Source organism: Xanthomonas theicola, assembly GCF_014236795.1.
Classification (GTDB): Bacteria; Pseudomonadota; Gammaproteobacteria; order Xanthomonadales; family Xanthomonadaceae; genus Xanthomonas_A; species Xanthomonas_A theicola.
Genome location: NZ_CP049017.1, coordinates 1853090 through 1879018 on the forward strand (window position 1 = coordinate 1853090; position 25929 = coordinate 1879018).

General features: G+C 67.1%; 18 protein-coding genes and 3 pseudogenes. 8 read left to right on the top strand and 13 right to left on the bottom strand.

The window, feature by feature from the left end:
* Window positions 1–91 precede the first annotated feature (91 nt).
* Entirely contained in the window at window positions 92–4210 is a 4119-nt protein-coding gene (gene hrpA / locus G4Q83_RS08455; protein WP_128421354.1) for an ATP-dependent RNA helicase HrpA, read from the bottom strand.
* A 94-nt stretch (window positions 4211–4304) separates the two neighbouring features.
* On the opposite strand from hrpA, the gene G4Q83_RS08460 reads away from it, so the two are divergent.
* The 5 genes from G4Q83_RS08460 (at window position 4305) to G4Q83_RS08480 (ending at window position 8166) form a co-directional block, all read left to right on the top strand.
* A complete protein-coding gene (locus G4Q83_RS08460; RefSeq protein WP_128421353.1) occupies window positions 4305–4871 on the top strand; it encodes a Dps family protein in 567 nt (188 codons plus the stop codon).
* A 211-nt stretch (window positions 4872–5082) separates the two neighbouring features.
* Window positions 5083–5310, top strand: coding sequence for a hypothetical protein (locus tag G4Q83_RS08465; RefSeq protein ID WP_128421352.1), 228 nt, complete (start codon window positions 5083–5085; stop codon window positions 5308–5310).
* A gap of 47 nt (window positions 5311–5357) precedes the next feature.
* On the top strand, window positions 5358–5630 hold the full coding sequence (locus tag G4Q83_RS08470) for a hypothetical protein (protein ID WP_128421351.1): 273 nt from the start codon (window positions 5358–5360) through the stop codon (window positions 5628–5630).
* Between the two features lie 59 nt (window positions 5631–5689).
* On the top strand, window positions 5690–7498 hold the full coding sequence (gene recQ / locus G4Q83_RS08475; RefSeq protein ID WP_128421350.1) for a DNA helicase RecQ: 1809 nt from the start codon (window positions 5690–5692) through the stop codon (window positions 7496–7498).
* Between the two features lie 176 nt (window positions 7499–7674).
* On the top strand, window positions 7675–8166 hold the full coding sequence (locus G4Q83_RS08480; RefSeq protein WP_128421349.1) for a hypothetical protein: 492 nt from the start codon (window positions 7675–7677) through the stop codon (window positions 8164–8166).
* A gap of 284 nt (window positions 8167–8450) precedes the next feature.
* Here G4Q83_RS08480 and G4Q83_RS08485 read toward each other — a convergent pair whose 3' ends face one another.
* The 3 genes and pseudogenes from G4Q83_RS08485 to G4Q83_RS08490 form a co-directional block, all read right to left on the bottom strand.
* Window positions 8451–9875, bottom strand: a complete 1425-nt coding sequence (locus G4Q83_RS08485) for a TonB-dependent receptor (RefSeq protein ID WP_246432326.1) — start codon at window positions 9873–9875, stop codon at window positions 8451–8453.
* A 298-nt stretch (window positions 9876–10173) separates the two neighbouring features.
* Window positions 10174–10560: pseudogene (locus G4Q83_RS23225) on the bottom strand (TonB-dependent receptor plug domain-containing protein); the annotation flags it as partial.
* Between the two features lie 407 nt (window positions 10561–10967).
* Window positions 10968–11585 (bottom strand): LysE/ArgO family amino acid transporter, encoded by a 618-nt coding sequence (locus G4Q83_RS08490; RefSeq protein WP_128421348.1) that lies wholly within the window; start codon window positions 11583–11585, stop codon window positions 10968–10970.
* A 217-nt stretch (window positions 11586–11802) separates the two neighbouring features.
* On the opposite strand from G4Q83_RS08490, the pseudogene G4Q83_RS08495 reads away from it, so the two are divergent.
* The 3 genes and pseudogenes from G4Q83_RS08495 (at window position 11803) to G4Q83_RS08505 (ending at window position 14205) form a co-directional block, all read left to right on the top strand.
* A pseudogene (locus tag G4Q83_RS08495) lies at window positions 11803–12953 on the top strand (IS3 family transposase).
* Window positions 12954–12979: 26 nt separating this feature from the next.
* A pseudogene (locus G4Q83_RS08500) lies at window positions 12980–13180 on the top strand (transposase); the annotation flags it as partial.
* A 119-nt stretch (window positions 13181–13299) separates the two neighbouring features.
* Entirely contained in the window at window positions 13300–14205 is a 906-nt protein-coding gene (locus G4Q83_RS08505; RefSeq protein ID WP_128420705.1) for a LysR family transcriptional regulator ArgP, read from the top strand.
* Window positions 14206–14618: 413 nt separating this feature from the next.
* Here the strand turns inward: G4Q83_RS08505 and G4Q83_RS08510 are convergent, their stop codons facing one another.
* From G4Q83_RS08510 to G4Q83_RS08550, 9 genes are read right to left on the bottom strand one after another with little or no spacing between them, the layout of a single operon-like run.
* Complete coding sequence (locus tag G4Q83_RS08510; protein WP_128420706.1) at window positions 14619–16622, bottom strand: glycosyl hydrolase family 28-related protein; 2004 nt, start codon at window positions 16620–16622, stop codon at window positions 14619–14621.
* Entirely contained in the window at window positions 16622–20659 is a 4038-nt protein-coding gene (locus tag G4Q83_RS08515) for a host specificity factor TipJ family phage tail protein (protein WP_128420707.1), read from the bottom strand. Before G4Q83_RS08515 ends, G4Q83_RS08510 begins: the two co-directional genes overlap by 1 nt.
* Window positions 20650–21042 carry a peptidoglycan endopeptidase gene (locus tag G4Q83_RS08520; RefSeq protein ID WP_128420708.1) on the bottom strand — a complete coding sequence of 131 codons (393 nt, stop codon included), beginning with the start codon at window positions 21040–21042 and terminating at the stop codon, window positions 20650–20652. The genes G4Q83_RS08515 and G4Q83_RS08520 overlap by 10 nt, the downstream gene beginning before the upstream one ends.
* Entirely contained in the window at window positions 21042–21506 is a 465-nt protein-coding gene (locus tag G4Q83_RS08525; protein ID WP_128420709.1) for a DUF1833 family protein, read from the bottom strand. The genes G4Q83_RS08520 and G4Q83_RS08525 overlap by 1 nt, the downstream gene beginning before the upstream one ends.
* Window positions 21503–21859, bottom strand: coding sequence for a hypothetical protein (locus G4Q83_RS08530; RefSeq protein ID WP_128420710.1), 357 nt, complete (start codon window positions 21857–21859; stop codon window positions 21503–21505). The genes G4Q83_RS08525 and G4Q83_RS08530 overlap by 4 nt, the downstream gene beginning before the upstream one ends.
* Window positions 21859–24525 (bottom strand): phage tail length tape measure family protein, encoded by a 2667-nt coding sequence (locus tag G4Q83_RS08535; protein WP_128420711.1) that lies wholly within the window; start codon window positions 24523–24525, stop codon window positions 21859–21861. The genes G4Q83_RS08530 and G4Q83_RS08535 overlap by 1 nt, the downstream gene beginning before the upstream one ends.
* Window positions 24525–24692, bottom strand: coding sequence for a hypothetical protein (locus G4Q83_RS08540; RefSeq protein WP_158255035.1), 168 nt, complete (start codon window positions 24690–24692; stop codon window positions 24525–24527). Before G4Q83_RS08540 ends, G4Q83_RS08535 begins: the two co-directional genes overlap by 1 nt.
* A gap of 26 nt (window positions 24693–24718) precedes the next feature.
* Window positions 24719–25162, bottom strand: a complete 444-nt coding sequence (locus tag G4Q83_RS08545) for a hypothetical protein (protein ID WP_128420712.1) — start codon at window positions 25160–25162, stop codon at window positions 24719–24721.
* Window positions 25159–25914 carry a phage tail tube protein gene (locus G4Q83_RS08550; protein ID WP_128420713.1) on the bottom strand — a complete coding sequence of 252 codons (756 nt, stop codon included), beginning with the start codon at window positions 25912–25914 and terminating at the stop codon, window positions 25159–25161. The genes G4Q83_RS08545 and G4Q83_RS08550 overlap by 4 nt, the downstream gene beginning before the upstream one ends.
* Window positions 25915–25929 lie beyond the last annotated feature (15 nt).

Genomic DNA, 25929 nt, shown 5'->3' on the forward strand with positions numbered 1-25929 from the left:
ATGAGAAAAGTGCCGATTTTTTTGGAAAAAAAGCGGCTTCTTTCGCAAAGCATACATGCGGAGAACTTGCGAAAATCCCGAGTCCCGGGCCTCACCCCAACCCCGCCACCCGCTGCGCCAACTTCTTTGCCGAAATCCCGGCCCTGGCGCCCAGTTCCTGCGCGAACAGCGACACGCGCAATTCCTCCAGGTCCCAGCGCAATGCCTGCCACTGCGGGTCGGCGCTGCGCCCGGCCGCGGCGGCGTCAGCCAGGGCGTCGGCGAACGGCTTGAGTTCCAGCATCCGCGCCTGGTCGCGCGCCGGATCGCGCTTGGCGCGCTCGGCGCGCAGGATCATCGCGCGCAGATAGCGCGGGAACTGCGCCAGCGCGGTGGCCGGGGTCTCGCGCAGGAAACCCGGATGCACCAGCGCCGCCAGTTGCGCGCGCAGGTCGTCGAGGTTGCCGCTGGCCCAGCCCATCAGCGGCGATTCCAGTTGCGGCTTCAGTTCCGCCGCCGCGCCCATGATCGCCTCGGCCAGTTTCAGCCGCTCCATCGCCTCGCCGAACAGGTGCTTGCCGGCCGCGTCGCGGCGCTGGGCGAAGCTGCCTGGATCGCGGATCGCGTCCAGGCCGTGCTCGAGCAGCGCGTTCAACGCCGCGTCCACCAGGTCGCCGCGCAGCCGTTCCTGCGACTCGATCGCCGCATACAGCAGCCCTGTCTTCGGCGACACCGGCAATTGCTTGCGCGCCTGCTTGACCTTGTCGGCCAGCGCGATCTCCAGCAACCGGCGCACGCCGCGCGGATGCGCGGCCTCGGCCTGCGCGCGGTCGGCGAAGATGTGCAGCGCCGCCGCCTCGCCTTCGTCGACCAAGGCCGGATAGGCCGGCACCCCGGCTTCGCCGGGCACCTGCAGCGGGATCGGCGCGAACGGGAACACGCGCAGCCCGGCTGCGGCCATCTCGCGCCCGGCGCGCGCGGCGAAGGCCTGCCCGGCACGATCGCCGAAACGCGCGCGCAGCGCGTCCAGGTCGCGCGACTCGGCCAGCACCTTGCCGGCGTCGTCGCGCACGCGCAGGTGCATGCGCAGGTGCGGCTCCAGGGCGTTGTCGTCGAAATCCAGCGCGGCCAGCGCCGCGCCTGTGGCGCGTTGCAGGAAGCGCGCCAGCTCGCCGCGGATGTCGTCGGCGCTGGGCTGCGGGAACGCCTCGTGGAAGGCGCGGGCGAAGTCCGGCGCCGGCACGTAGTTGCGCCGCTGCGCCTTGGGCAGGCTGCGGATCAGCGCCGCCGCCTTGTCGGCGACGAAGCCCGGCGCCAGCCACGACAGCCGCGCCGGGTCCAGCGCGTTGAGCAGGTGCAGCGGCACCTCCAAGGTCACGCCGTCGTCGGCCGCGCCCGGCTCGAACCTGTAGTGCAGCGCCAGCCGCGCGTCGCCGAGCGCGAAGTACTTCGGATAGCGGTCGGCCTCGCTGCCCTCGCCCGGCAACAGGTCGGCCAGCGACCAGTGCAGCGCGCGCCGCTGTTCCGGTGACAACGCCTTCCACCACGCATCCAGGCCGGCGGCCGAGTGCAGTTCGCCGGGAATCCGGTCCAGGTACCAACGCGCCTGCCAGTCCTCGTCGGCGACGATGCCGGCGCGGCGCAGCTTGGCTTCTTCCTCGTGCGCCTGCGCCAGCACCTTCTGGTTGTCGGCGACGACGCTGGCGCGGGTGTTGATCTCGCCCGGCACCAGGCCCTGGCGCACGAACAGGTCGTGCGCGCCGGACGGATCGATGCGGCCGTAGTGCACCGGCTTCTTCGGCGCCAGCACCAGCCCGAACAGGCTGATCTGCTCCGACGCCAGCACCTGGCCCTGCGCGCGCGACCAGTGCGGGTCGAAGTGCTTGCGCGCCAGCAGGTGCGGCAGCTCGGCGACGACCCAGTCCGGCTCGACCGCGGCATTGGTCAGGCCCCAGACCTTCTGCGTGTCCAGCAGCGTGGCCGGCAGCACCCACGGCGGCGGCTTGCGCGCCAGCGTCGAGCCGGGGAACAGCAGGAAGCGGCGCTGCCGCGGCGCCAGGAAATCGCCCTTCTCGGTGCGGTGGCCGACCTGCGTCGGCAGGCCGGCGAGCAGGGCACGGTGCAGCGCCTGATAGGCGGCGGCACGCGCGCGCGCGCTCGCACGCGGCACGTCGTCGGCCGGGTTGGCCGGCGCTGCGGGCCTGGCGTCGACCGGCGCCTGCGCAGGCTCGCTGCGCCCTTCGCGCGCCAGCCGCGCGGCGCGGTGCAGTTGCCCGCGCGTGGCGCGCGCGCTGGCCTCGGCATCGCGCGCCGGCGGCGACGCAGCGCCAGCGAGCAGCGGCTGCAACGACGCGGCCGCCGGCTCCTCGCTCCAGCCCAGTTCCTCGCACAGCAGGTGCAGCTGGCGGTGCAGTTCGCGCCATTCGCGCATGCGCAGGAAACCGAGGAAATGACGCCCGCACCAGTCGCGCAGCTTGGACTGGGTCAGTTCCTCGTGCGCCTGCCGGTAGCCGTCCCACAGGCGCAGGATGCCGACGAATTCCGAACGCGCATCGGCGAACCTGGCGTGCGCGTTGTCGGCCGCCTCGCGCGCCTGCGGCGGGCGTTCGCGCGGATCCTGGATGCCCAGGAACGCGGCGATCACCAGCATCGGCCGCAGGCAGCCGTGCTGCTGCGCAGCCACCAGCATCCGCGCCAGCTTCACGTCCACCGGCAGCCGCGCCATCTTGCGGCCGATCTCGGTGAGCTTGCGCAGGCCGTGGCGGTCGGCCTCGCCGACCGCGCCCAGTTCCACCAGTTGCTGCCAGCCGTCGGCGACCGCGCGCTCGTCCGGCGGCTCCAGGAACGGGAAATCCTCGATCCGCCCCAGCCCCAGCTGCAGCATGCGCAGGATCACCCCGGCCAGACTGGAACGGCGGATCTCCGGGTCGGTGAATTCCGGCCGCGCCTGGAAATCGGCCTCGGCGTACAGCCGGTAGCAGATGCCTTCGGCCACGCGCCCGCAGCGGCCCTTGCGCTGGTTGGCGCTGGCCTGCGAGACCGGCTCGATGTGTAGCCGGTCCAGTTTCTGCCGCGGGCTGTAGCGCTTGACCCGCGCATAGCCCGGATCGACCACGTAGCGGATCCGCGGCACCGTCAGCGAGGTCTCGGCGACGTTGGTGGCCAGCACCAGGCGCCGCCGCGGGCCGGGCTGGAACACCCGGTCCTGGTCGCTATTGGACAGCCGCGCATACAACGGTAGCACCTCGGTCTGGCGGTACTTGCGCCGCTCCAGCGCCTGGTGCGCATCGCGGATCTCGCGCTCGCCAGGCAAGAACAGCAGCACGTCGCCACGCGCGTCCAGCCGGGTGATCTCGTCCACCACCGCCACGATCGCATCGTTGACGGTGCGCTCGCCGGCACGGTCCTGGCCGTTCTCGGCAGCGCCGCCGCCCTCGCCCTCCAATGGCCGGTAGCGCACCTCCACCGGATAGGTGCGGCCTTCGACGCCGATCACCGGCGCGCCGTCGAAATGCGCGGCGAAACGCGCGGTGTCGATCGTCGCCGAGGTCACGATCACCTTCAGCTCCGGGCGCTTGCGCAGCAGTTGCTTGAGGTAGCCGAGCAGGAAGTCGATGTTGAGGCTGCGCTCGTGCGCCTCGTCGACGATGATCGTGTCGTAGCTGGACAGCCAGCGGTCGCTGGCGATCTCGGCCAGCAGGATGCCGTCGGTCATGAACTTGATCCGGGTCTCCTCGCCGACCCGGTCGTTGAAGCGCACCTGGAAACCCACCGCCCCGCCCACCGGCGTACGCAGTTCCTCGGCCACGCGTGCGGCCACCGCGCGCGCGGCGATGCGCCGCGGCTGGGTGCAGCCGATCATGCCGGCGGCGCCGCGGCCGGCGGCCAGGCACAGCTTCGGCAGCTGCGTGGTCTTGCCCGAGCCGGTCTCGCCGGCGATGACCACCACCTGGTGCGCGCGGATCAGCGCCACGATGCGCTCGGCTTCGCGCACGATCGGCAACTGGTCATCCAGGGTGATCGCCGGCCGCGCCGCCGCGCGCGCCTCGCAGCGCGCCCGCGATTGGCCCAGCGCCTGCTCGAACGCTGCCTCCAATGCGGGATTGCCGGGCGCGGCCTGCCAGCGCGACCATAGGCCGAACAGGCGGCCACGGTCGCGGGTCAGCGCCCCGTCGATCGCGTCGCGGCGCTCGCGCAGGCGGGTGGCCAATTGTTTTTCGATAGTGCTCATCAATCAGGGGCCGTTGAACTTTGAATGACAGCGCATGCTTTAGTCTGTCTATTGTGACGCCATATCGTTCGCAACCCCTCAAGAGGATTTTCTGATGGCCAAGAGCAAGACCTCCGGCAAGACCAAGAGCCCCACCGAGCAGGCAGCGCCCACCACGCCGCTGGCGGCGCTGGCTCCGTCCGCGCCCAACATCGATATCGGGATCAGCGGCAGCGACCGCAAGAAGATCGCCGACGGCCTGTCGCACTTCATGGCCGACGCGTTCACCCTGTACCTGAAGACCCACAACTTCCACTGGAACGTGACCGGGTCCATGTTCAACTCGCTGCACCTGATGTTCGAGACCCAGTACACCGAGCAGTGGGCGGCGCTGGACGACGTCGCCGAGCGCATCCGCGCGCTGGGATTCAACGCACCGGGTTCGTACAAGGAATACGCCGCGCTGACCTCGATCCCGGAAGAGCCGGGCCTGAGCGACAGCGCCGACTGGCGCGAGATGGTGCGCCAGCTGGTGGTCGGCAACGAAGCGCTGTGCCGCACTGCGCGCAAGGCGCTCAAGACCGCCGACGATGCCGGCGACGACCCGTCGGTGGACATGCTGACCCAGCGCCTGCAGACCCACGAGAAGTACGCGTGGATGCTGCGGTCGCTGCTGCAGTAAGCCCTGGGGCTTCGCCCCCTGGCGGGCTTACCCAAGGTTTCGCCGAGGCGAAACCTTGGGCCCCTGCTCACTCGCCTGCCACAACCCCGCGCCTGTCGGCGCGCCCCCTTGACTCAAGGGGGCTTGAACGCTGCAAGCTCCACGCAAGAGACCTGCTGCCTCGCACACATCCTGGATACTTGCGCACCAGTGTGACCGCCCGCCCACACGGATGTTCGATGACCGCTCCGTCTCCGTATCCCTCGCTGCGTCGCCCGCTGCTGGCCATCGTGCGGGATGCGTCGTGGGCATCGCGGCTGGCCTGGCTGCCGGCTTTCATGCCTGGTGGCAGTTGGGCGACTCGGGCGTGCCCGGCAATGGCGGGCATGGCCTGGTCGCGTTGCTCCTCGCGGTGCTGACCGCGATCGGCTACAGCGTCAGTTTTCTGGTGCCTCGCTGAACTGGTTCGCCGGAATATGGGCCGCGTGCCTCGCTCTGGCCCTGGCCATGGACTCCTGCCAGCCACGCCAGCGCAGCGTGCCCAAGATCGCCGCGTTGGCGGCATTGGTGCTGCTGAGCGGCCTGAGCCTGGCAGCGCTGTCGGCATGGGCGCGTGGCTACGACCCCGGCCACCCGGCGCAACTGGTGGCGTCGGTCGTACCGGGGCTGGCGTGTTCGGCGGCGCTGCCGGCCACGCTGCCGGTGCTGCTGATCGGCCACTTCATCGGCAGGCGCCGCGCGCGTCGGACAATGCCTACGCACATCACAGCGCGCGCCTGACGCCACGCCGCACGCCGGCGCGCCACGGCCGCGCTTGACCTACGCGGTATCCTAGGCGTATGCAATCTTCCGCCCATTCCGTACTCGGCCGCGTGTTCGGCTACGACCAGTTCCGCGGCCCGCAGCAGGACATCGTCGAGCACGTCGCTGCCGGCCAGGACGCGCTGGTGCTGATGCCCACCGGCGGCGGCAAGTCGCTGTGCTACCAGATCCCCTCGCTGCTGCGCGACGGCACCGGCATCGTCGTCTCGCCGCTGATCGCGCTGATGCAGGACCAGGTCGAAGCCCTGCGCCAGCTCGGCGTGCGCGCCGAATACCTCAATTCCACGCTGGACGGCGAAACCGCGCAGCGGGTCGAGCGCGCGCTGCTGGCCGGCGAGCTGGACCTGCTCTACGTCGCCCCCGAACGCCTGCTGACGCCGCGCTTCCTGTCGCTGGTCGAGCGCAGCCGCATCGCCCTGTTCGCGATCGACGAGGCGCACTGCGTGTCGCAATGGGGCCACGATTTCCGCCCCGAGTACCGCCAGCTCACCGTGCTGCACGAGCGCTGGCCGCAGACCCCGCGCATCGCCCTGACCGCCACCGCCGATCCGCCGACCCAGCGCGAGATCGCCGAACGCCTGGACCTGACCCAGGCGCGCCACTTCGTCAGCTCCTTCGACCGCCCCAACATCCGCTACACTGTGGTGCAGAAGGACAACAGCCGCCGCCAGTTGCTGGATTTCCTGCGCGCGCACCGCGGCAGCGCCGGCATCGTCTACTGCCTGTCGCGGCGCAAGGTCGAGGAAACCGCCGACTTCCTGGCAAAGGAAGGGCTCAACGCGCTGCCCTACCATGCCGGCCTGCCGGCCGAGGTCCGCGCCGGCAACCAGCGCCGCTTCCTGCGCGAGGACGGCATCGTGATGTGCGCCACCATCGCCTTCGGCATGGGCATCGACAAGCCGGACGTGCGCTTCGTCGCGCATACCGACCTGCCCAAGTCGCTGGAGGGCTATTACCAGGAGACCGGCCGCGCCGGCCGCGACGGCGAAGCCGCCGAGGCCTGGCTGTGCTATGGCTTGGGCGATGTGGTGCTGCTCAAGCAGATGATCGAGCAGGGCGAGGCCGGCGAGGACCGCAAGCGGGTGGAGCGGCGCAAGCTAGACCAATTGCTGGGCTATTGCGAATCCATGCAGTGCCGGCGCCAGGTGCTGCTGGCCGGCTTCGGCGAGACCTATCCGCAGCCCTGCGGCAACTGCGACAACTGCCTGACCCCGGCCGCGGCCTGGGATGCCACCGTCGCCGTGCAGAAGGCGCTGAGCTGCGTCTACCGCAGCGGCCAGCGCTTCGGCGTCGGCCACCTGATCGACATCCTGCGCGGCAGCGACGGCGAGAAGATCAAGCAGTTCGGCCACGACCGGCTCAGCACCTACGGCATCGGCAAGGACCTGGACGCGCGCGCTTGGCGCGGCGTGTTCCGCCAGCTGGTCGCCACCGGGCTGCTGGAGGTGGACAGCGATGCCTATGGCGGCCTGCGCCTGACCGACGCCAGCCGCCAGGTGCTCAAGGGCGAGCGCCAGATCATGATGCGCCGCGAGGCGCCCAGCCGCGGCCGCGAACGTGGCGACCGCAGCGGCAGCCCGCGCACCGGCGTGCCGGTGCAGCCGCAGGACCTGAACCTGTTCAACGCGCTGCGCGACCTGCGCGCCGGCCTGGCCAAGGAACAGAACGTGCCGGCGTTCGTGATCTTCCACGACAGCACCCTGCGCAACATCGCCGAACAGCGCCCGACCAGCCTGGACGAACTGGCCCACGTCGGCGGCATCGGCGGCACCAAGCTGGCCCGCTACGGCCAGCAGCTGATCGATATCGTCCTGCAGCAGGGCTAGCGACACGGGTCCGACAGCGGCCGTTTGCCGCCACGTCGCGGCCCGTGCCCGGCACCGGCAAGAAAATCCCCGGCCGCCGACAGGCCGGGTTCAACGTGGTATTGATAGCGTCGCTGCATGGTGGCGCGCAGCTGCGGCTGCAGCCACCCAGCCCTTCTTTCCTTGGCCTACGTCCGATGAAACGATCCTTCCTGCTAGCCTGCGCCCTGCTCGCCGGCCCGGCCATGGCGCAAACCTCCGCCGACGGCGGCAACAGCGACAGCGAAGCGGCCAAGCGCGCGCTGGACCTGAGCGTGCCGCAGCAACCGATCACCTACGGCAGCGACCCGGTGTACAAGGCCGACCCGCCCGGCGCCTATTACGGCGACACCAGCGGCACCTCGGCCTCTGCACAGAAGGCCGCGGCCAGCCAGGCCCTGGCCGAGGCCGAACAGGCGCGCGCCGACCGCTGCAAGGGCGACGTGCACGGCAGCGTCTCCACCGGGTTCGGCTATTCCTCGCGGGGCGGCAACAGCAACTACCAGGCCGCCAACCTCAACCTGTGCAAGACCTACTACAACGACGACGGCAAGCCGCGCGAAGTCGGCATCAGCATCAGCGTCGGCCAGAGCGAAGGCCACGGCGGCTATTACGGCCGCGGCGGCTACGGCTATCCCTACGGCTGGTAGCGGCCGCCAGCGCAGGCGGCGGCGTGCTTGCGCCGGCGCCGCGCAAGCAGGCAGCCGCGGCGTGCAGGTCGTCCAGTTCGTCCACGGCTAACGTCTAGGCATGCTGGCCGGGTAGGCACGCTGGTCGGGCGCAAGCCCGGCTCCAGCGGATGGCGCAGCCGTCACTCCCGCCACACTCCCTCGCCTCCATCGCCAAACGACACAGCGTGGCGACGCGCGCACTGCCGCGCACGGCAAGGACACGGACGCGCGCGCGTCACGCCCGCGCCGCGCCAGGCGGCGACTCAGAAATCCAGGCTGTAGCCCACCGTCAGCGTGCGCCCGCGCCCGGCGAAGTAGCGGTCCGGTTCGACCAGCGCGCTCTGCGAGTAGTAGGTGATGTACTGGCGATCGAGCAGGTTGGCGACGGCCAGGCGCAGTTCGCCCTGGCGCAATCTGTAGTTCAGCGCCGCATCGACCAGCGCGTAGCCGCTGAACCGCTTCTGCGGATCGTCGAAGCTGCGGCTGAACGCGTATTGCGCCTGCACGAAACTCGACAGCCGCGGAGTCCATTGCGCCGACCAGGTGCCGATGACGCGGTTGGGCGCGATGTTCAGCCCGTCCACATGGGCGTCCAGGCTGCCGTTGCCGTCGCTGTCGTAGCGCCCGCGCGTATACGCATAGGCCAAGCCGACGCGCTGCCGCTCGCTGATCCGATACTTGGCGCTGGCATCCACGCCTTCGATGCGGGTCTTCTCCCGCGCCATCTGGAACGCGCCGTCCACCGCGATCACCCGGGTGCCGTAATCCGAGCGCGACTGGAACACGCCGACATCCACATCCCACGCCTTGCCGCGCATGCGCGTGCCCAGTTCGACGTTGCGGGTCAGCACCGGCTGCAGCGCGCTCAGGCTGGCGACCGTGGTCCCCGGAGTATTGATCGAGCGCAGCACGCGGCCCACGTCGGGCATGCCGAAGCCCTCGGAATAGCTGGCGAAGACGTTGAAGCGCTCGCTCGGCGCGAACACCGCGCCGGCGTTGTACAGCGTCTCGGCGAACGACAGCGTGCCGCCCTGCACCTGCACGCGGTTGTAGCGGGCCAGGGTCTGGTAGCTGTCGATGCGCAGCTTCGCGTCCTCGTGGCGCACGCCGCCATGCACGGTCAGCTGCGGCAGCAGCCGGTACTCGCCCTGCAGGAACGCCGCCAGGTCGCGGTACTGCGATTCGGGCACATAGGTGCGGCCGGTGCCGTACAGGTCCTGCTTGCCGCTGTCCCACAGGGTGTCGAAGCCACCGGTGAGCTTGAGCCGGCCATCGAGCAGGCCGTCCTTGCCGAGGCTGGTCTTGGAGCCCCACTTCGACGCCACCGAGCGCGACTGGTCGTACAGCGTGCCGTTGGGCGCGATCCGCGGATCCTGGAAGGTGGCCGAATTGTCGGCGCCGAACAGGCCTTCGAACGCCTGGTTGAACACCATCGCCTTCAGTTCCATGCCGGCCAGATCGTGGTGGGCATAGGACAGGCCGGTGGTCCATACGTCGTTCCACGGCGGCGTGCCTTCGGGCCGCCCGCGCACCGAGGTGGTCGGGATGCCGAGCTCGCGATCGCCGGCCACGCCCAGGTACTCGGCCTTGGACTTGATGCGGTAGCGGTTGGAACTGAACTGCAGTTCCTGGCGGTCGTCGATCCAGTAGCCCAGCTTGGCGTGCAGGTCGTAGGCGCACGTGGCCATCAGGTCGCCCTGGGGTCACGTCGGTGCCGATCGCGCGCCCGTCGCCGTCCAGGTACAGGCCCTGGTCTTCGTAACCAACGGCGAACAGGTAGTCGAGCTTGTCCTGGCGGCCGTCGATGCGGTAGCTGGTCTTGTAGCTCAGGGTCTCGGCGTCGACGTCGGTGGTCGGCGCGGTGGCTTGCACCTCGAGGTGCTGGTTGAGCGCACCCGGCTGCGGACGGCGCGTGACCAGATTGATGGTGCCGCCGGTCGCGCCCAGGCCGTTCATCGCGTTGGCGCCCTGGATCACCTCGATGCGCTCGACCATCGCGTAGTCGATCGTGTGCGCCTCGCGCCCGGTCGGGCGCAGCGGGTTGGACTGCGGGATGCCATCGACCAGGATCAGCGGCGTGCGCCCGCGCAAGGTCTCGCCGCTGCCGTTCATCTTGCCGCGGCTGGGGGTATACGACGGCAGCAGGCTGGACAGCAGGTCCGACGAATTGCTGCTGATGGTCAGCTGCTGCGCGATCTCCTGCTGGTCGATCACCACCACCGTCTGCGGCGCGGTCTCTGCGGGCTGGTCGGTGCGCGAGGCGCTCACGACGACGGTATCCAAGGTTTGCGGGGAGGGCGACTGCGCCCGGGCGACAGTGATGGCAGCCGCCAGCGGAAGCACCGCGACGGACAGGGAACACAGCAAACGCATCAACGGATCCTTGTGACAGGGACGGCGCCAATCTCAGATATGCCGGCGCCGTCCGATAACGAGAATGATTATTATACGCACAGGCGCACGTTCGACCGCCGTCTCGCCGCAGCGCTCGTCCGTCTCCGCTTCACGCCGCAAGCGAGTGGCACGACCTGCATCGCGTTCGAGCGCAATACCACCGTGCGGGCGCGGCGTGGCAAAAACCCTGCGAAGCGCGGCGCAATCGCCGCAGATTCGCTGCCCGCAGGCCTGGCCTTGCGGCGGGAAGAGCGTCCTGGCGGGCCACCGTCTACGTGCCCGGGAAGCAGCGCTCCATCGGCGATTGCGGATGAAGCGGCGCGTTGAACATACCGCGCGCGCAGCGCGTGCGCGTCGCCGGCTCGGAAACAGTCCGACCGAGGCAGTCAGCCGAGCGGCCGCAGCAACAGCAACAGGCACAGCGCCAGCATGAACACCGCGATGCAGGCGTCCAGTACCCGCCATGCGCGGGGATTGCGGAACACCGGCTGCAGCCGCCGCGCGCCATACCCCAGGCCGGAGAACCACACCACGCCCACCACGCAGGCGCCGAACGCGAACGCCCAGCGCAGCGCTCCCGGATAGCGCGTGGACAGGCTGCCGAGCAGGACCATCGTGTCGAGATACACGTGCGGATTGAGAAACGTGAAGGCCAGGCAGGTCAGCAACACGCGGCGCCAGCTCGCCGGCTGCTCGCCCTGCGCCTGCAGTGCGCCGGCACCGCGCCACGCGCGCTGCGCCGCCATCAGCCCATAGACGCCGAGGAAGGCCGCACCGGCGTAGCGCAGCACCTGCAGCAGTCCGGGCCACTGCTGCACCAGCGCGCCGATGCCGGCGACCCCGAGCACGATCAGGGCGATATCCCCGAATGCGCAGACCGCGACCACCAGCGCCACATGCTGCCGCTTCAAGCCCTGGCGCAACACGAAGGCGTTCTGCGCGCCGATCGCGATGATCAGGCCGGCACTGGCGATGAAACCGGCAAGCGTCGCTTCGAGAAACATGGGGATGGCCAGGACTGCGGGATGCGCATGCTGGCCTTGGCCGCGCCATTAGCCAAGCTAAATATTCTGTAGGCTATGAAGCAAATCTAAACCAACCTGAGAGTTCCCCCGGCTCTGCCGGGGAGGCAGTAGAAGTTTGACGTATCCGGGAGTCTGGACCGGCCAGCCTTTCGTAGACATCCGGACGCCATAATTGATGGCAATGACCGAGGTGTTTATGGGCAACAGCAAGCAGTACACGGATGAGTTCCGGGCCGAGGCGGTGAAGCAGGTGATCGAACGCGGCTTCACGGTGGTGGATGTGGCCTCCCGAATCGGGATTCCCAAGCACACGCTATACGGGTGGGTGCAGGCCGCCAGGAAGATGGCGCCGGCAGCCGGCGCTGCAGCGGCGTCGACCGACTCAGCGGAGATTCGCCGGCTCAAGGCCGAACTGAGGCGGGTAACCGAGGAGCGCGACATCCTAGAAAAAGCCGCCGCGTACTTTGCCAAGGGGTAAGGGCGAAGTACGCGTTCATGCGTGCGCACGTCCGGGAGTTTCGTCTGGCGACGATGTGCCGGGTGCTGGGCGTGCATCGCAGTGGTTACTAGGCCTGGCTGCGCAACGGCACCAGCGTCCGCGAACGCGAGGACCAGCGCTTGCTGGGCCTGATCAAGCACCACTGGCTGGCCAGCGGCGCGGTGTACGGCTATCGCAAGCTCACCCTGGATCTGCGTGAGGCCGGCGAGCGTTGCAGCCGTCACCGGGTGCGGCGCTTGATGAAGGCCGAAGGCTTGCGAGCGCAGGTTGGCTACGGCAGCAAGCCGCGTTAGCGGGGAGGTCCGGTCGGCGTGGTGGCGAATGTGCTCAACCGGGACTTCATTCCGCAGGCCCCGAACAAGGTCTGGGTCACGGACATCACCTATATCCGCACCTACGAGGGCTGGCTGTTCTTGGCAGCGGTAATGGAGCTGTATTGGCGCCAGATCGTGGGTTGGGCAACCGCTTCGACAATGACCAGCGATCTGGTGCTGCAGGCACTGGTGGCAGCGGCGTGGCGGCGCAAGCCCGGTCCTGGCGTGATGGTGCACTCCGACCAGGGCTGGCAGTCCACCAGCAGCGATTGGCAGTCGTTCCTGAAGGCGCACCGGATGGTGCCGAGCATGAGCCGACGCGGGAACTGCCATGACAACGCCGTGGCCGAGAGCTTCTTCAGCGTCTTGAAGAAGGAACGTATCAAGCGTCGGATCTACCCGACACGCGCCATGGCGGCATCGGACGTGTTCGACTATATCGAGATGTTCTACAACCCGATCCGCCGGCATGGTTCCGCTGGCGGCGTGTCACCGGTAGAGTTTGAAAGGCGCTACGCGCAGAGCGGCGACTGAGTGTCTACGGAAATCTGGCCGGTCCAGTGGGCTATATCAAGGGCAAGAGCGCCATCCACCTAGCGCGGGTGCATGGGGAGCGGAAGCGGAACTTTGTAGGGCAGAGCTTCTGGGCGCGAGGTTACTTCGTTACGAGGGTAGGTCGGGATGAAGGGTTGATCGGGGCATACATCCAGAACCAAGAGGCGGAAGATCGGCGCTTGGACCAATTGCAGTTGCTGAGGTAGTCGGCCACCTTCAGGTGGCCCTAACAAGGGAGGCGCGTAGCGCTCCCGCAGCCGCTTTGAGCGGCTCACATCTCTAAAGCCCCCGGCTTTGCCGGGGGATATTTACTCGACTCCACGCCATGGATCTGCTTCATCCGCAACTGGCCGCGTTCTCCGCCGTGCTCGAAGAGGGCAGCTTCGAGGCCGCCGCGCGCCGGCTGGCAGTGACCGCCTCGGCGGTATCGCAGCGGATCAAGGCGCTGGAAGACCGGCTCGGGCAGGTACTGGTCGTACGCCAGGCGCCATGCCGGCCGACCTCGGCAGGCGAAAGGCTGCTGCGCCGGGTGCGGCCGATGCAGGCACTGGAGGCCGAGGCGATGGCCGACTTCCTGCCGGGCGAGGCCGACGCCGGACGCGCACGCAGCATCGCGATCGCGGTCAACGACGACTCGTTGCAGACCTGGTTCCTCGCCGCGCTGTCGTCCCTGCACCACGCGCATGGCTTCCTGTTCGACGTGCACGTGGACGACCAGGACCACACCCTGGAACTGCTGCGCAACGGCACGGTGCTCGGCGCCGTCACCTCCGCGAGCAAGCCGCTGCAGGGCTGCAACATCCAGCCCCTGGGCGCCATGCGTTACTACGCGATCGCCTCCCCGCAGTTCGTTGCGCGCTACTTCGCCCCAGGACTCAACGCGGCCGCGTTGGCGCAGGCGCCGATGGTGGTGTTCAACCGCAAGGACGATCTGCAGGCCCGTTTCGTGCGGCGCATCACCCGCACCCGGCTTGCCCCTCCCATCCACTACCTGCCGACCTCGACCGGCTTCGTCGAGGCCGCAGCGCGCGGCCTCGGATGGTGCCTCGCCCCAGAGCAACTGGTCATGCCGGCGCTGCGGGAGAAGAAGATCGGCGTCATCGACTCGCAACGCTGGCTCGACGTGCCGCTCTTCTGGCAGCACGCGGCAGTGCGCTCGAGCGTCCTGCAGCAGATCGGCCAGGCGCTGCGCACGGCGGTGGGCATGCAGGCTGTGCGGCAACGCGCGTGAGCCGGAGCGCCTAGTCGCGATCGCGGATCGGTGCGGCGGCCAGGCAGCCCCGCTGTCGTCGCCATGCCCACGGCAGCCATGTTCGACGCCATGTCGTCACCATCATTGCCGGAGGAGGTCTCAGGCATTTGCGAAGAAATCGCCTGAAGAAGCGAGCCGATGCAGCGACTCGAATGGTGGGCCGTGATGGATTCGAACCATCGACCAAAAGATTAAAAGTCTCGTCCCGTCAGCTTTCCAGCCAAGGCTTAGAGGGACGTTCGTTTTCAGGAGGCAGCGCCGTGGAACCATTGGGGCGCAATGGGTGCTCTCGTTGTTTTCAGGAGCAGGCGAGCGGCGCACGCTTGATGTCGGCCGGCGGTCGGCAGCTCCAGATTGGACAGGGTGCGATGGTGGGTCGGAGGTTTCTGACCCTACCCCACCCGCTTGATGACCCGCACCCACCACTTGCCGGCCTGGATGCTCAGCGCGCCCGCGGCGACCTTGGCGACGTTGATGCGGACCTTGCCGGCGGCCTCCAAGTAGGGCGTGACCACGACCCCAGGCAGCGGCACCGTGCACGACACGATCATGGCGTCCCCGAACGCGACATCCGGCGCGCTGCCGTCCAGGTTCGCTCCGATGGTGTACACCGCCGGATCGCTCGCGCCGCCCTGGAAGTCGATTGCACCCTGCGCGAAACCGTAGGCCGTTCCGTTCAAGCACTGGCCGTTGTTGTTCGCCGCGGTATCCCAACGGAACACATTGCCGATGAAGGACGGGTTGATGTACGTGCCGGTGGTGATGTAGTTCTTGCTGACGCGGTTCCCCGTGGCGGCGAGGTAAGGGGTATTGATGAACCCGGCGCTGCCGCTGACCATGTCGCCGACAGAATTGTGGTAGACGCGCAGGTGGGTCACGTTCTCGCTCGCGGTCGGCGAGTCGATCATGTAGTAGCCGGCATAACCGCAGTCGGTGATGCGGTTCTCGCTGATATCCAGCTGGTACGCCCCATTGTCGCCGCCGCCGATCATGATCGCGTTGAAGCCGCCGGCGAGCGTGTTGTTGTGCACGCGCGAGTTCCACACCGACGCCAGGCCGATGAGGAAGCTGGTGCGCTTGCGGCGCGACACCAGGACGTTGTTCGAGATGTTGATATTTTTCGACCAGCGCGAGACGTTGATCAGGCATTTGCCGAAATCGCCGATCGTGTTGCCGCTGATCGTGACACTGTCCTGCACCTCGCCGGCATTGAGGTTGACCAGCGCGATGGCGTCGTGCTGCGCGCAGCCGGTGCCCAGGTTCGTGATGCGGTTATCGTTGATGGTGCCGTCGAAGCAGTTGGAGCGCAGCAGGATGCCCGTGCAGTCCGCCGCGCCGCTGGCCGTGACCGTGTTGTCGTTGACCGAGAAACCGGACGCGTAGTTGATCTCCACGCACACGTCGATGCTCTCGCTCATCGAGAACGTGTTGCCGTCCACCTGCACGTCCTTGGCCTGCAGCGACGTATCGCCCAGGATGTAGACCATGTTCTGGTCGGCGTAGGGCAGCGTATTGCGGAACTGGCAGTTCACGACCTTGATGCGCTCCATGGTGGTCGTGTAGGTGCTGATCCCGCCGAAGTAGAGGCCCGGCACGTTCGCGTTGTCCTCGATGATGCAGTCGGAGAACGCGACATCGGTGAACAGCTTCCCGGTGCCAGCGGTCGCGCCCAGCGCGGCACCGCCGCCGGTGCCCATCGACTGCGACCCCCACTCGAAGATGCGGCACCGGGTGAACGAAACGCGCTGCACAGACCCGCCGCGCAGGTGCAGGCCGAACAGCGCCTGGCCGGCGGGGTCAGTGCTGGTCTGCACCCGCAGCGTGCCGCGCAGGCCGATGCCCTCGACGTGGAAGTCGGACAGGTCGCCCACGGACTTGATGCCGTAGGCGCCCGGCGGCCGCGCCACGTTGACCTGCGGGAAGGACAGGACCGACAGGGCGTAGCCCTGGCCGAACCACTGCTGTCCTGATCGCGCGACCAGGCCGGTGTTGATGTACGTGCCCGCGGGGAACCATAGGCAAGCCGCGCCGCTGTCGATCGCCGCCTGCAGGGCGGCAGTGTCGTTGGTCGTTCCATCGCCCTTCGCGCCGAAGTCCTTCACCGACAGGAAATCCGCCAGCTTGGCGCCCACCGTGCGCGCCACAGCGCCCGCCATGGCCAGCTTCGTGCCCACCAAGGTGCTGCCGGCACCGGCGGCCAGCTGCGAGACCGAATTGCCGGCAAGGAGCGCTTTCAGGCTTGGCACCTCGATCGCGTCGCCGTCGGGGTTGTTGATCGTCGCCACCTCTGCGTCCGTGGTGAAAAACCCCATCTGCTGCGCGGTGAACACGTTGTACTTCCCGACCAGGCCGGCTATGTCGCTGGCCAGCTGTGCGTTCGTCACGTCGTCGGCCATTACCGGACCCCCATTGCGATGCCGCCCATGGCGGTGAAAAGGAAATTGCCGCTACGCAGGTTGGCGTCGCCGGCGCGCACTCGGTAGTTCTGAGCGGTGGTGGTGGCCGCGTCGGAGATCGTGATCGAGATGGTCGCGTTCTCCCTGCCGCCCAGGTAGTGCATTTTGTTCTTCAACGTCACCCAGCCGGTGCCGACCTGGCGGTCCACAAACCAGTTGCCTCGCGCCGGGTCGCCGCCGTTGTTCTCCACGTCCAGCGTGAGCTGCAGGAACGGTACATGCGACTCGCCGTCCAGCAACGGCGCGCCGAGGGTGAACGCGTAGACCACCGCGTTGGATGCCGCGTTGACACTGCCGGCCCATGACGCGATTGTCTTCTTCTGCACTTCGCCGATGATCTTGTTGCCGAAGATGTTCCCGCGCACCGTCACGTCGCCGCCGAACTGGGCCGTGCCGTCCTTGAGGATGCGCCAGCCGGTATAGACGCCGCTGGTGGTGTTCCACGCGAAGTTATCGGAGCGGATCTCGTTGCCGATCTTGGCGTTGGTGATCGACCCGTCCTTGATCATCGCTGCATTTATGTAGACGATGCCGCCCACGACCTGGAAGGGCTTGTAGTAGTTGCCGTCGGACGCGGTGGTCATGAACGCCAATCCGTCGGCGAGCATCACGATTTGCGACTGCGTCACGCCGTTGTAGATGTCGATGCCCAGGCCGATGCCGGCAAGGTAGCGCCGGCCGTTGGCGTCCAGCTGCACCTTGATGTTGTAATACGCGCTGAGGTCACCGTTGATGTTGGTGATCGCCTCGCTGTGCTGCTGCACCGTCGCGCGCAGGTCGCCGGTCTGCGCGCCCACTTGTTCGGTCACCATGGCCCTGGCCTGGCCTGCGTCGATCTTGGTCTCACGCAGTTCGGCGATGTACGCGCGGTTCTGGACCTCCCGGCCATTGATCTGGCTGATATTGATTTCTTGCTGGATCACCGCGGCCGAGTATTGGTCCACTTGCTCGATCGCCTTGGTCAGGCGCTGCTCATTCAACGACAGCTGCTGCACGATCTCGACCAGCTCCTGCCCCAGGTTCTTGGCCAGCACCTTCTGCAGCGTGAGCATCTTGTTGGACAGGGTGCCGCTGGTGTTCATCGAGCGGAACGCGAACGTCCAGCTCCCAGCCGCCGGCGCGGTCGATTCGAAGGCGATGGCGTGGTAGCCGTCGGCATCGCCGAGCGGCGTCATGTCCACCCAGTTGGGCGTCGGCACGCTGCCGGCGATGTAGCGCACCTGCACGCCAGCGAAGTCCGGCGACTGGATCGTGGTGGCGTTGAAGCCCCAGGAATAGCGCCGGATGCCGCCGGCCAGTTCCTCGATCTGCGCGAAGTCCACGTTCACCGGCGCCGAGCCGGCGCCGGTCGTGGTGTAGGTGCCGGACACCGACACGCCCTGCAGGCCGTCCGGATTGAATGGCCGCACCACCACGGCGTAGGTGCCGGCGCCGGGGATGCGCCACCGCGCGGTGCGGGTGGTGGTCTCGGCCACCTGCTCCAGCTCCAGATTGCCGTCCAGGTCCGACAGTACGACCGTGCGACCCACCGGGCCGCTGATCGAGAACGTGGCCTGCAGCTCGGTGTACACGGTGTCGCCCTGTACTACCTGGTTCTCGGTCACCCGCAAGTCGCTGGCCACTGGCCGGGTTTGCAACAGAGACTGATTGGGCGGCCGGATGTACTCGCCCGTCTTGACGTAGACCCACAGCTCGGGCGGCTCCGGGACCACGGTCACCTTGGCGCCTTGCAGCTCGCTCTCCGGCGAGATAGCCACCACGCGCACCCGATACCCCGGCGTCTGCTTGAAGTCGTAGATCCAGATCGTGTCTTGTGCCGGGTTGTCGTCGGCATCGCCGGGCAATGGGGCGTCGTTGGGCCACGGCTCGCCGAGCACGACGACATCCCGCTCGCCGGCGAACGGCTGGATGGTGAAGACGCGGTACACGCGTTCGCCGGGGATGCGCAGGCCGATGTAGGCGTTGCCGGATGCCGGCGGCGGCACCGGGTCGTCCAGCTGCAGCGTCACCACGCGGCCGGCACCCATGACGGCCTGGCGGATGCGGCCGCCGTAGCCCCACTGCGTCAGATCGTGCTGCAGCGCCAGCATCGACAAACGGCGGTAGCTGAGGAACTCGATATCGGTGCTGTAGCTGATTTCCTTGTACTGGTAGAGCGACTGCCCCAGGTGGTAGCGCGCCATCTCCGCGGCGCGCGCCTCGTCGGTTATGCCCTCGCCCGTGATCCGGGCAGGGTTGAGCATGGCCTCGACCCCCGGCGCGGCCACTCGCAGGGTCTTGGTCTCCCACGTCGCACGATCGTAGTAGGTGTATTCGATGCCGTCGGCGGCGTTCGCCAGGGTGTAGTCCACCTGGAACGACGCCTTCTTGATCGTCGCCATGTTGACGATGCCCGACAGCGGCTGCCCATCGCCGGCCCAGGCCACCGAGAACCGGCCGCCGGCCCAGGTCTTTTCCCCGAAGCCGGCCAGGGCGACGGCATCCATGACATCGTCGTGGCTGCGCGCGTCGCGCACCCAAAAGTCATACGTGTAGCCGTTTGCCTCGCAGTGGGCCATGAAGCCCTTGAACGCCTCGATATCGATCTGCTCGTCGGTCAGACCCATCCCGGCGATCAGCTTTCCGTTTTCGCCGCGGAAGCCGCGCGCGTAGGCCAGCATCTGCGCGCCGGGGTTGGACGTGCCGGTCTCCCGTGTCGTGGCCACGGTCCACGCGCCATCGCGCCAGAACGGTATCGCCCGCTGGTGCGCGACACAGCGCACCTCGTCCAGAGATCCGCTCAGCTGGCCAGTGGCCTTGATCCGCAAGCCGATGCGCGCGATGCCGGCGTAGGTCGCCGTGTCGCGCTGCACGCTGGTCATCGAGGACCAGGTGAATTTGGCGGTGGCGCCGCTGCCATCGGTGTTCAGGCCGGCAATGCGCACGCGCACGTCGTACTGCCCTTCCGCCACATCGGCCGCGATCGAGACCCGCTGGGTGTTCTGGTCGTCGTTTTGGACAGTGCGCGTGCCCAGCATCTGCCATGCGTCGGTGCCGGTCGGGCAATACTGGACCTGGATCGTCTCCTTGTTCGTTTTGGGCTTGCCCTTGCTGGTCGTGTCCAACAGGAGGAATTCCATTTCCACCTGGACCCGGATGGTGCCGGCCGAGGTGGTACGAAGCACCCACGCGCTGGGCACACCCTTCTTCTCGTCGGTATCCAGCTCACCACCGGCGACGGTGTCGGCATTGCTGTAGAGCGGGATCTGCTGTTGTGGCATGCCAGGCATGCCAGCGGTGAACACCTGCACGCCCTCGAACGAGGACAGCAGCGCATCCCCGTTGTACATCGTGTCGATGCGATCGACGTTGATGCCCGGCGACAGCACTATGCTCAGGTACTGATCGTTCGCCTCGTAGGCCGTATACGGCAGACTCGCGATGTCCGGCGCGATGCGCACCGAGCCGAACAGCAAGCCGAGCGGTTCATACGGTCGGGACTGATTGCGGGATCCGCTGAGCGAGAAGACGCTGTCCGCGCTTGCACCAGACGCGGATTCCAGCTTAGGCCCGAGTACCTTGTTGATGACGATGGAGCCGGCGACGTACACCGCAGTGGCGGCGAGCGCGCCGTAGCTCCCAGCAACGTAGCCGGCACCCCACGCGCCCGCGGTCGCCGCGCCGAAGCCGAAGGTGAAGTAGATCAGCGCCGCGTAGGCCACGATGTACAGCGCGTTCTTTCCGACCGCGCCGCGTACCTCGATCACCTGGCCATCCTTGGGCTTCACGTGGTGCCACAGGTGGCGCGGCACGATGCGCCCGCCGATAGCGACGGTCCACTGCTCGCCGTCCAGATCGGTAATGTGGCGCTGCAGGAACAGGTACAAGCTTTCCCCCGGCCGCAGGTCCATCGGGATGTGGCGTTGCCCGTCCAGCAGCACCGGGTGCGGCGTCACGACCAGCTGCCCATCCAGCGGCTTGGCATCCATCAGACCCATCGGTAGAACCCTTCAATGCGTGCACCAAAATCAGCCAGTTCGCGTGCGCGGTGCAGCACGCTCAGGCCCAGGCGACTGTTTGTGTGCAGCACCCAGCCCTCGTGCGCGAGGTGGAAGTAGGTGCCGGCGTGGCCTGGGCGCGGACGGCCCCTGTCGAACATCAGCACCAGGTCGCCGTCCGACGGCCGAGAAACCGGCTTGGCATACACGCGTGACATGGCCCCCATCACTGCCTGCCCTGCGATGCCGCGCGGGCGGTTGCTGGGCATGCACACGTGCCGGCCAAACAGTTCGCGCTGGACCAGCGCTACCAAGTCGGCGCAGTCCATCGCGCCTTCGTCGTAGGGAATACCGGTGAACCGCTCCACCTGCTCGGCGCGCATCACGAGAAGATGCCCGGCAGCGTGTACGGCGTGGCGCGCAGCTTCACCGCCTGCTGCCGCATGATGAAGTCCACGCCGGCGCTTGCCGTGGCCGTTGCTCCATTGACGCTTACGCCGGTCAGCGGCAGGTAGAACGTGCGCTCGATCGCGTTGGGGTCGGCGCGGTCGGAGATCAGTAGCTTGGCCATCACCGTTTCGTTGGGCTGCAAGCGCTCCAAGTCGTCGGTCATCCCGCGCCCGACGTTGTCGATCCGCAGCTGCGCCTTGGGCGTCTGCCCGGCGGTGTCCTCCGGCAGGGTGAAGCCGAACGGAAACCCGATGTACTCGTTGCCGTTGGACACCCAGTTGCGCGTGTCGTTGACCAGCCGCAGGGTGGCGGTGAAGGAGGGCGCCGACAGCTCTAAAAAGACCAAATCGCCCGACGTGTCGGTTACGCGCTGCTTGCGCTCGGTGAAACTGCTCATCGCATGTACTCGAAGGTGACATCTCGCTGGGCGCCAGGCGTGGTGCCAGGCACCAGCTGCAGCTTGCCGATCTTGCCGCTCTCGAAGCGAGCGCGGATCGTCCGACCCGTCCGCGGATGCGCCATGTCGAACCAGTCGATCCGCTTGATGACCGTGAAGTACCAATCCTCAAAAGCTTCCGCATCGTCGAGCGTGGCGAAATCAAGCGTTGCCGGAAGCTTCATCACCACCTGCGAATTGCCGACGCGAAGCTTGGCCGGACCGCGCTCCATCTCGCTTTCAATAACCGCCGGGTCGAACTCTTCTCCATACGAGTCATAGAGGATGCCAACGTATCCAGGCAGAGATGCCATCAGCGTGCTTCCTTTAGGCCAAAGCGGCTCTTCATGGCACCGGCCATCTTCCCGCCACCCGCTATGTCGGCGGCGCCGATATCAACGATTAGCTTCCTGAGCTCCGTTCCATCCGGCATACGCTGGATCTGTTCACGCTGTGTCGCCTGTTGTCCCGAGTAGTTGTTGATCTCGACGGCCAAATCGCCCGCACCGCGGGAGCCCGCTGCCGGCACTGTGGACATGCCGACCAGACCACCGCTGGCATATCCCTTGCCACGAATCGCCCGCAGCATTGATAGGAATGCACCTGGACCGCCGATCGCAGCGATGTCGCCCTGGCTGAGGACGCCCTCCCCCTTGTGCACGATGCCGGCAGACTGCAGCCTGCCGCCTGGCCCCGTGTAGCCGCCGGTGTCCCAGCCCTGCAGGGAAATGGCTTCGCGCTGGACGCCGCCTGCTGTCGACTGGCCGAACAGGCCGAGCAACCCAGTAAGACCTTGCTTCACAGCGATCCGCGTTATATCCGCGATGATCAAATCGGCCATATCGGAAAAGCTGAGCTTCCCGGTTTTCGTCGCCTTGACGACCATGTCCTCGAACTTGCTGAGCGCAGAGGTCGAGGCGCTCTCGACCTGACCAGCGGCATCCAGTGCTTCGTCGCGGTAGTTCGCCCACGCGGCCGAGGCGCCAGAGGACCAATCGGCCTGCGCCTCCGCCATTCGCAGGTATCCGTCCCGGATCACTTGTACACGGTGCTCGGTGGCCGCGCGAACGGCCTGCTCTTCCGCAGTGGCGGTCTCCGCGTCGATGCGGCCGGCGTTCTTCTGCAGCGCCAGCTCTGTCAGCCGCTGAGCCTGCTCACGGTAAACGTCGTTCAGCCTCTGCTGGACCTCGTACTCGCGATCACCGGAACCCACGCGCGCGACCATCGCGTCCATCTGCTCCTGCAGCGCAGTGGTGCTGGCGTCCAACGCTGCTTTGTAGGACGCGATCGCCTGCTTGCGCTGCTCAAGAAACTTCCGCTCTTCCGCGGAGAGGACTTCCAGCCTGGCGGCCCCCTCGGTGCGCACCTTCGCGAGCTCGGCCTCCAACTGGCCTACCTGCTTCCCGACATCAATCGCGTCCTTGCCTGCGAGGTTCCGGCTCTTCAGGTAGTCGATCTGCTTCTGCAGCGCCTGGGCTTCGCCCGTGGTTCCCTGCTGCGTCAGGTCGCGCATGCGCTGGTAGTAGGTCTCCGCAGTGACCTCGCGTGCCTGGTACTGCGCCTGAAGCACCTTGGTACTCGTGACGATCTGCGCATCCTCTTTCTCCCACGCATCCTTCAGCGCTTGCACGCCCGCAGAGCGACCGGACGAGGCCACGCCTTGATTCTTTGGTGCCGCTGCGGCGCGCATCGCCTGTTCACGCTGCTGCAGCACCTTGGTGTCGGTGATGCCCGCTTCCGCCGCGAGCTTGCGCATGTCCTTGATGCGCTCTTCGAGCTGGAGCTGCTTGCTCAGGTACTGCGTGCCCTGCTCTTCGAACTTGGCGTGCGCGCGGGCCTGGGCGGAGTCCACCTCAGAGTAGATGCCGGCGAACTTCACCTCGACCGGCTTCTTGTTTGCTTGCTTCTGCAGGTCGGCGATTTGCTGCTCGAACTGCGCGATCAGCTTGGCCTTGCTGGACTCGCTCATCCCCTGATAGACAGCTCCACCGGAGCGGATACCCTCAATGTTGGATCGCAACTCTTTGATCCTGCTTGCTGCTGTGGCATCGCGCCCCACCCCGAGCATCGCGTCCCAAGCTTCGGACGCTGCTCCACGGATTGCCCGCCAGGCCTTCTCCATGTATCCCAGGTTTTCGCTGACCTCCGCCGATCGATCCTTCAGCGTGTCTGAGTAAATCTTGAATGCGGCGGCTACCGCCTGGACCTGGTTGCCTTGCTCGACCAGCGTCTTGATGTTCGCAAGCTGCGTCTGATCAAGAAAGTGCATCGTCTCGTTGAGTTCGAGCAGCGCAGCGACAGGATCTGCCTTGATCTTGACGAACTCTGCAATGGTGTCGGCCACGGAGCGGCCGGTAGCCGCCCGCATGGTCTCGGCGGCGATGCCAACCAGTTCCATCTGATCGGCAGTGAACTTGCCGGTCGCGGCCACCTGGGTCAGGGCAGCTGCGGCGCTTGCGGTGGTCACACCAGCCAGGCCGTCCATCTCCGCGGCCACCTCGGCAAGCCGCTCGGCCGTCCGCCCCGACGTATCACCAGTCAGGATCAGCGCCTGCCGGAATGCAGTGCCTTCGTCACTTCCTTGCTTCCAGGCGAGCGCAACGGCCGCGATAGCGACAGCAGTGACTGTCAACGGATTGACCATGCCTGCGACAGCCGCCGAGACGCCAGATAGAGCGGGACCAACACCGCCGAAACTGTCCTTAATCTGACCGCCCTGCTGCACCAGCACGGTGAACCAGGGCATACCGCCTTGCAGGCTGGTGAAGATGTCCGTGAACTGCGCCGGGAGCTGGCGCATCGCATTGGCCGTCTGCCCAGCGGTGACGCCGAGCTGGGTGATGGCGTTGTTGGACGGAATCGAGCGGCCCGCGTCCTTGCGCAGGTCCGACAATTGGCCCCGAAGCACGGCTAGGCCCTGCTTGATGTCGTTGACGTCCGCACTGATGCGGACGCGCAGATTTGCGGACTGATCAGCCATTACGTCGTGAGCTCGTTGATGTACTTCGTCCAGGCCGGGTGCTCGAGCCCCATCGCCATCCGCACGGCCATCGCAGTGCGCGCTTCGTGTTCTCGGTCGCGCCGGAGCTCGTCACGCGCTGCAGATGCGGTGAAGGCCTTGGCCTGGGCCAGGGTGTAGGTCAGCACGTCGGTTCGCTGATGGCCGTTGGCGATCAGGTGGTGGAGGATGTCTGCCCATCCGGTTGCGCCTGCGTCGCCACCGCTGCGGGAATGGCCTTGCTGGCCGCCAGCATCAGGCTCGGCAGGCGCTGGCCGAAAAAATCCTCGTTCAGCTCCACCACCGCTTCCGCCAGTCCCGCGACGTCGGCCAACGAAGCGCCGGCGATCCAGTCCTCCGGCCGACCGGTCACGATCGCCGCCGCGCGCGCGAAGGCGGCACCGTCCTGCTCCAGGATGTCCATCATCAGCGCAGCGACCTCAATGGTGCCGCCGGCGCCCGCCATGCTCGCAGCGATCAAGACCCGGCCGATGATGGGCCGGGTTGCGGTGATGAAGGGGCCGACCTGCGCAAGCGTCAGCGGCGAGATATCCAGCGACTCGCCGCGCAAGGCGATCCGCCGAACAGGCGGCGTGATCACATCGACGTCGTCGCTCACTTCTCGGCGTCCCAGGTGAAGTACTGCGAGACGCCGGCGGGCTTGCTCGTGTCCTTGTTGATGGTCCCGGTCACGGTGCCAGCGCCGTGCTGCTCCCCGATCAGCGCCAGCTCGCCGATGACGCCACCCGATACCCGGTAGGCCTGAGCGCGCACCTTCTTGCCGCTTCGCGCTTCGTTGAAGCCGAGGAACAGCAGCTCGTATTCCTCGTTCGGGTTGACCAGCGCCTGCAAGCGCTCGGCCGCGCCAAAGGAGTAGGACACCTTCAGGTTGGAGGCGCCGGAAGCTGGTTCGGTGATCGAGGATCCGGCAGGGATGTAGAGCGCCCCGTTCTTGATGTCCCAATCGTCACCCTTCGCGTAGGTCGTGCTACCGCTCGCCGGCTTCACGGCGGTGATTTCGGTTGCCAGATTGAGCAGAGGCGTGACGCCGTCCTTGTACGCGACCACGGGTTCATCGACGGCGTTCCCCGCGATGATGTTCGTGGCCGTACCACGGAGTACATCGGCGAAGTTCTCGGCGCTGAAATCGTGCATCGTGAAACTGACCTGCACCTCGGTGATCCGATCCACGGAGTTGCGATTGCCGCCGCCGGGCTGGGTCGAGTCCAGCAGATTGATGCGGTTGGTCTGCGGCGAGAAGCTGAAGGCCGAGCAGTTGCCGATGCCGCGGAACGGCTTCGGGGCGCCGCGCTTGCGCAGGTGGATTTCGCCGCTGCCCAGGTAGCTGTAATCGGGAGAGTTAAGTGCCATGGATTGGTCCTTCTG

Coding starts and splice junctions, on each gene's coding strand:
- G4Q83_RS08510 (WP_128420706.1), bottom strand. CDS start 16,622: ATGGCCGACGACGTGACGAACGCACAGCTGGCCAGCGACATAGCCGGC.
- G4Q83_RS08470 (WP_128421351.1), top strand. CDS start 5,358: ATGGACTCCTGCCAGCCACGCCAGCGCAGCGTGCCCAAGATCGCCGCG.
- G4Q83_RS08515 (WP_128420707.1), bottom strand. CDS start 20,659: ATGGGTCTGATGGATGCCAAGCCGCTGGATGGGCAGCTGGTCGTGACG.
- G4Q83_RS08460 (WP_128421353.1), top strand. CDS start 4,305: ATGGCCAAGAGCAAGACCTCCGGCAAGACCAAGAGCCCCACCGAGCAG.
- G4Q83_RS08505 (WP_128420705.1), top strand. CDS start 13,300: ATGGATCTGCTTCATCCGCAACTGGCCGCGTTCTCCGCCGTGCTCGAA.
- recQ (WP_128421350.1), top strand. CDS start 5,690: ATGCAATCTTCCGCCCATTCCGTACTCGGCCGCGTGTTCGGCTACGAC.
- G4Q83_RS08465 (WP_128421352.1), top strand. CDS start 5,083: ATGTTCGATGACCGCTCCGTCTCCGTATCCCTCGCTGCGTCGCCCGCT.
- G4Q83_RS08550 (WP_128420713.1), bottom strand. CDS start 25,914: ATGGCACTTAACTCTCCCGATTACAGCTACCTGGGCAGCGGCGAAATC.
- hrpA (WP_128421354.1), bottom strand. CDS start 4,210: ATGAGCACTATCGAAAAACAATTGGCCACCCGCCTGCGCGAGCGCCGC.
- G4Q83_RS08490 (WP_128421348.1), bottom strand. CDS start 11,585: ATGTTTCTCGAAGCGACGCTTGCCGGTTTCATCGCCAGTGCCGGCCTG.
- G4Q83_RS08520 (WP_128420708.1), bottom strand. CDS start 21,042: ATGCGCGCCGAGCAGGTGGAGCGGTTCACCGGTATTCCCTACGACGAA.
- G4Q83_RS08535 (WP_128420711.1), bottom strand. CDS start 24,525: ATGGCTGATCAGTCCGCAAATCTGCGCGTCCGCATCAGTGCGGACGTC.
- G4Q83_RS08530 (WP_128420710.1), bottom strand. CDS start 21,859: ATGGCATCTCTGCCTGGATACGTTGGCATCCTCTATGACTCGTATGGA.
- G4Q83_RS08485 (WP_246432326.1), bottom strand. CDS start 9,875: ATGGCCACGTGCGCCTACGACCTGCACGCCAAGCTGGGCTACTGGATC.
- G4Q83_RS08525 (WP_128420709.1), bottom strand. CDS start 21,506: ATGAGCAGTTTCACCGAGCGCAAGCAGCGCGTAACCGACACGTCGGGC.
- G4Q83_RS08480 (WP_128421349.1), top strand. CDS start 7,675: ATGAAACGATCCTTCCTGCTAGCCTGCGCCCTGCTCGCCGGCCCGGCC.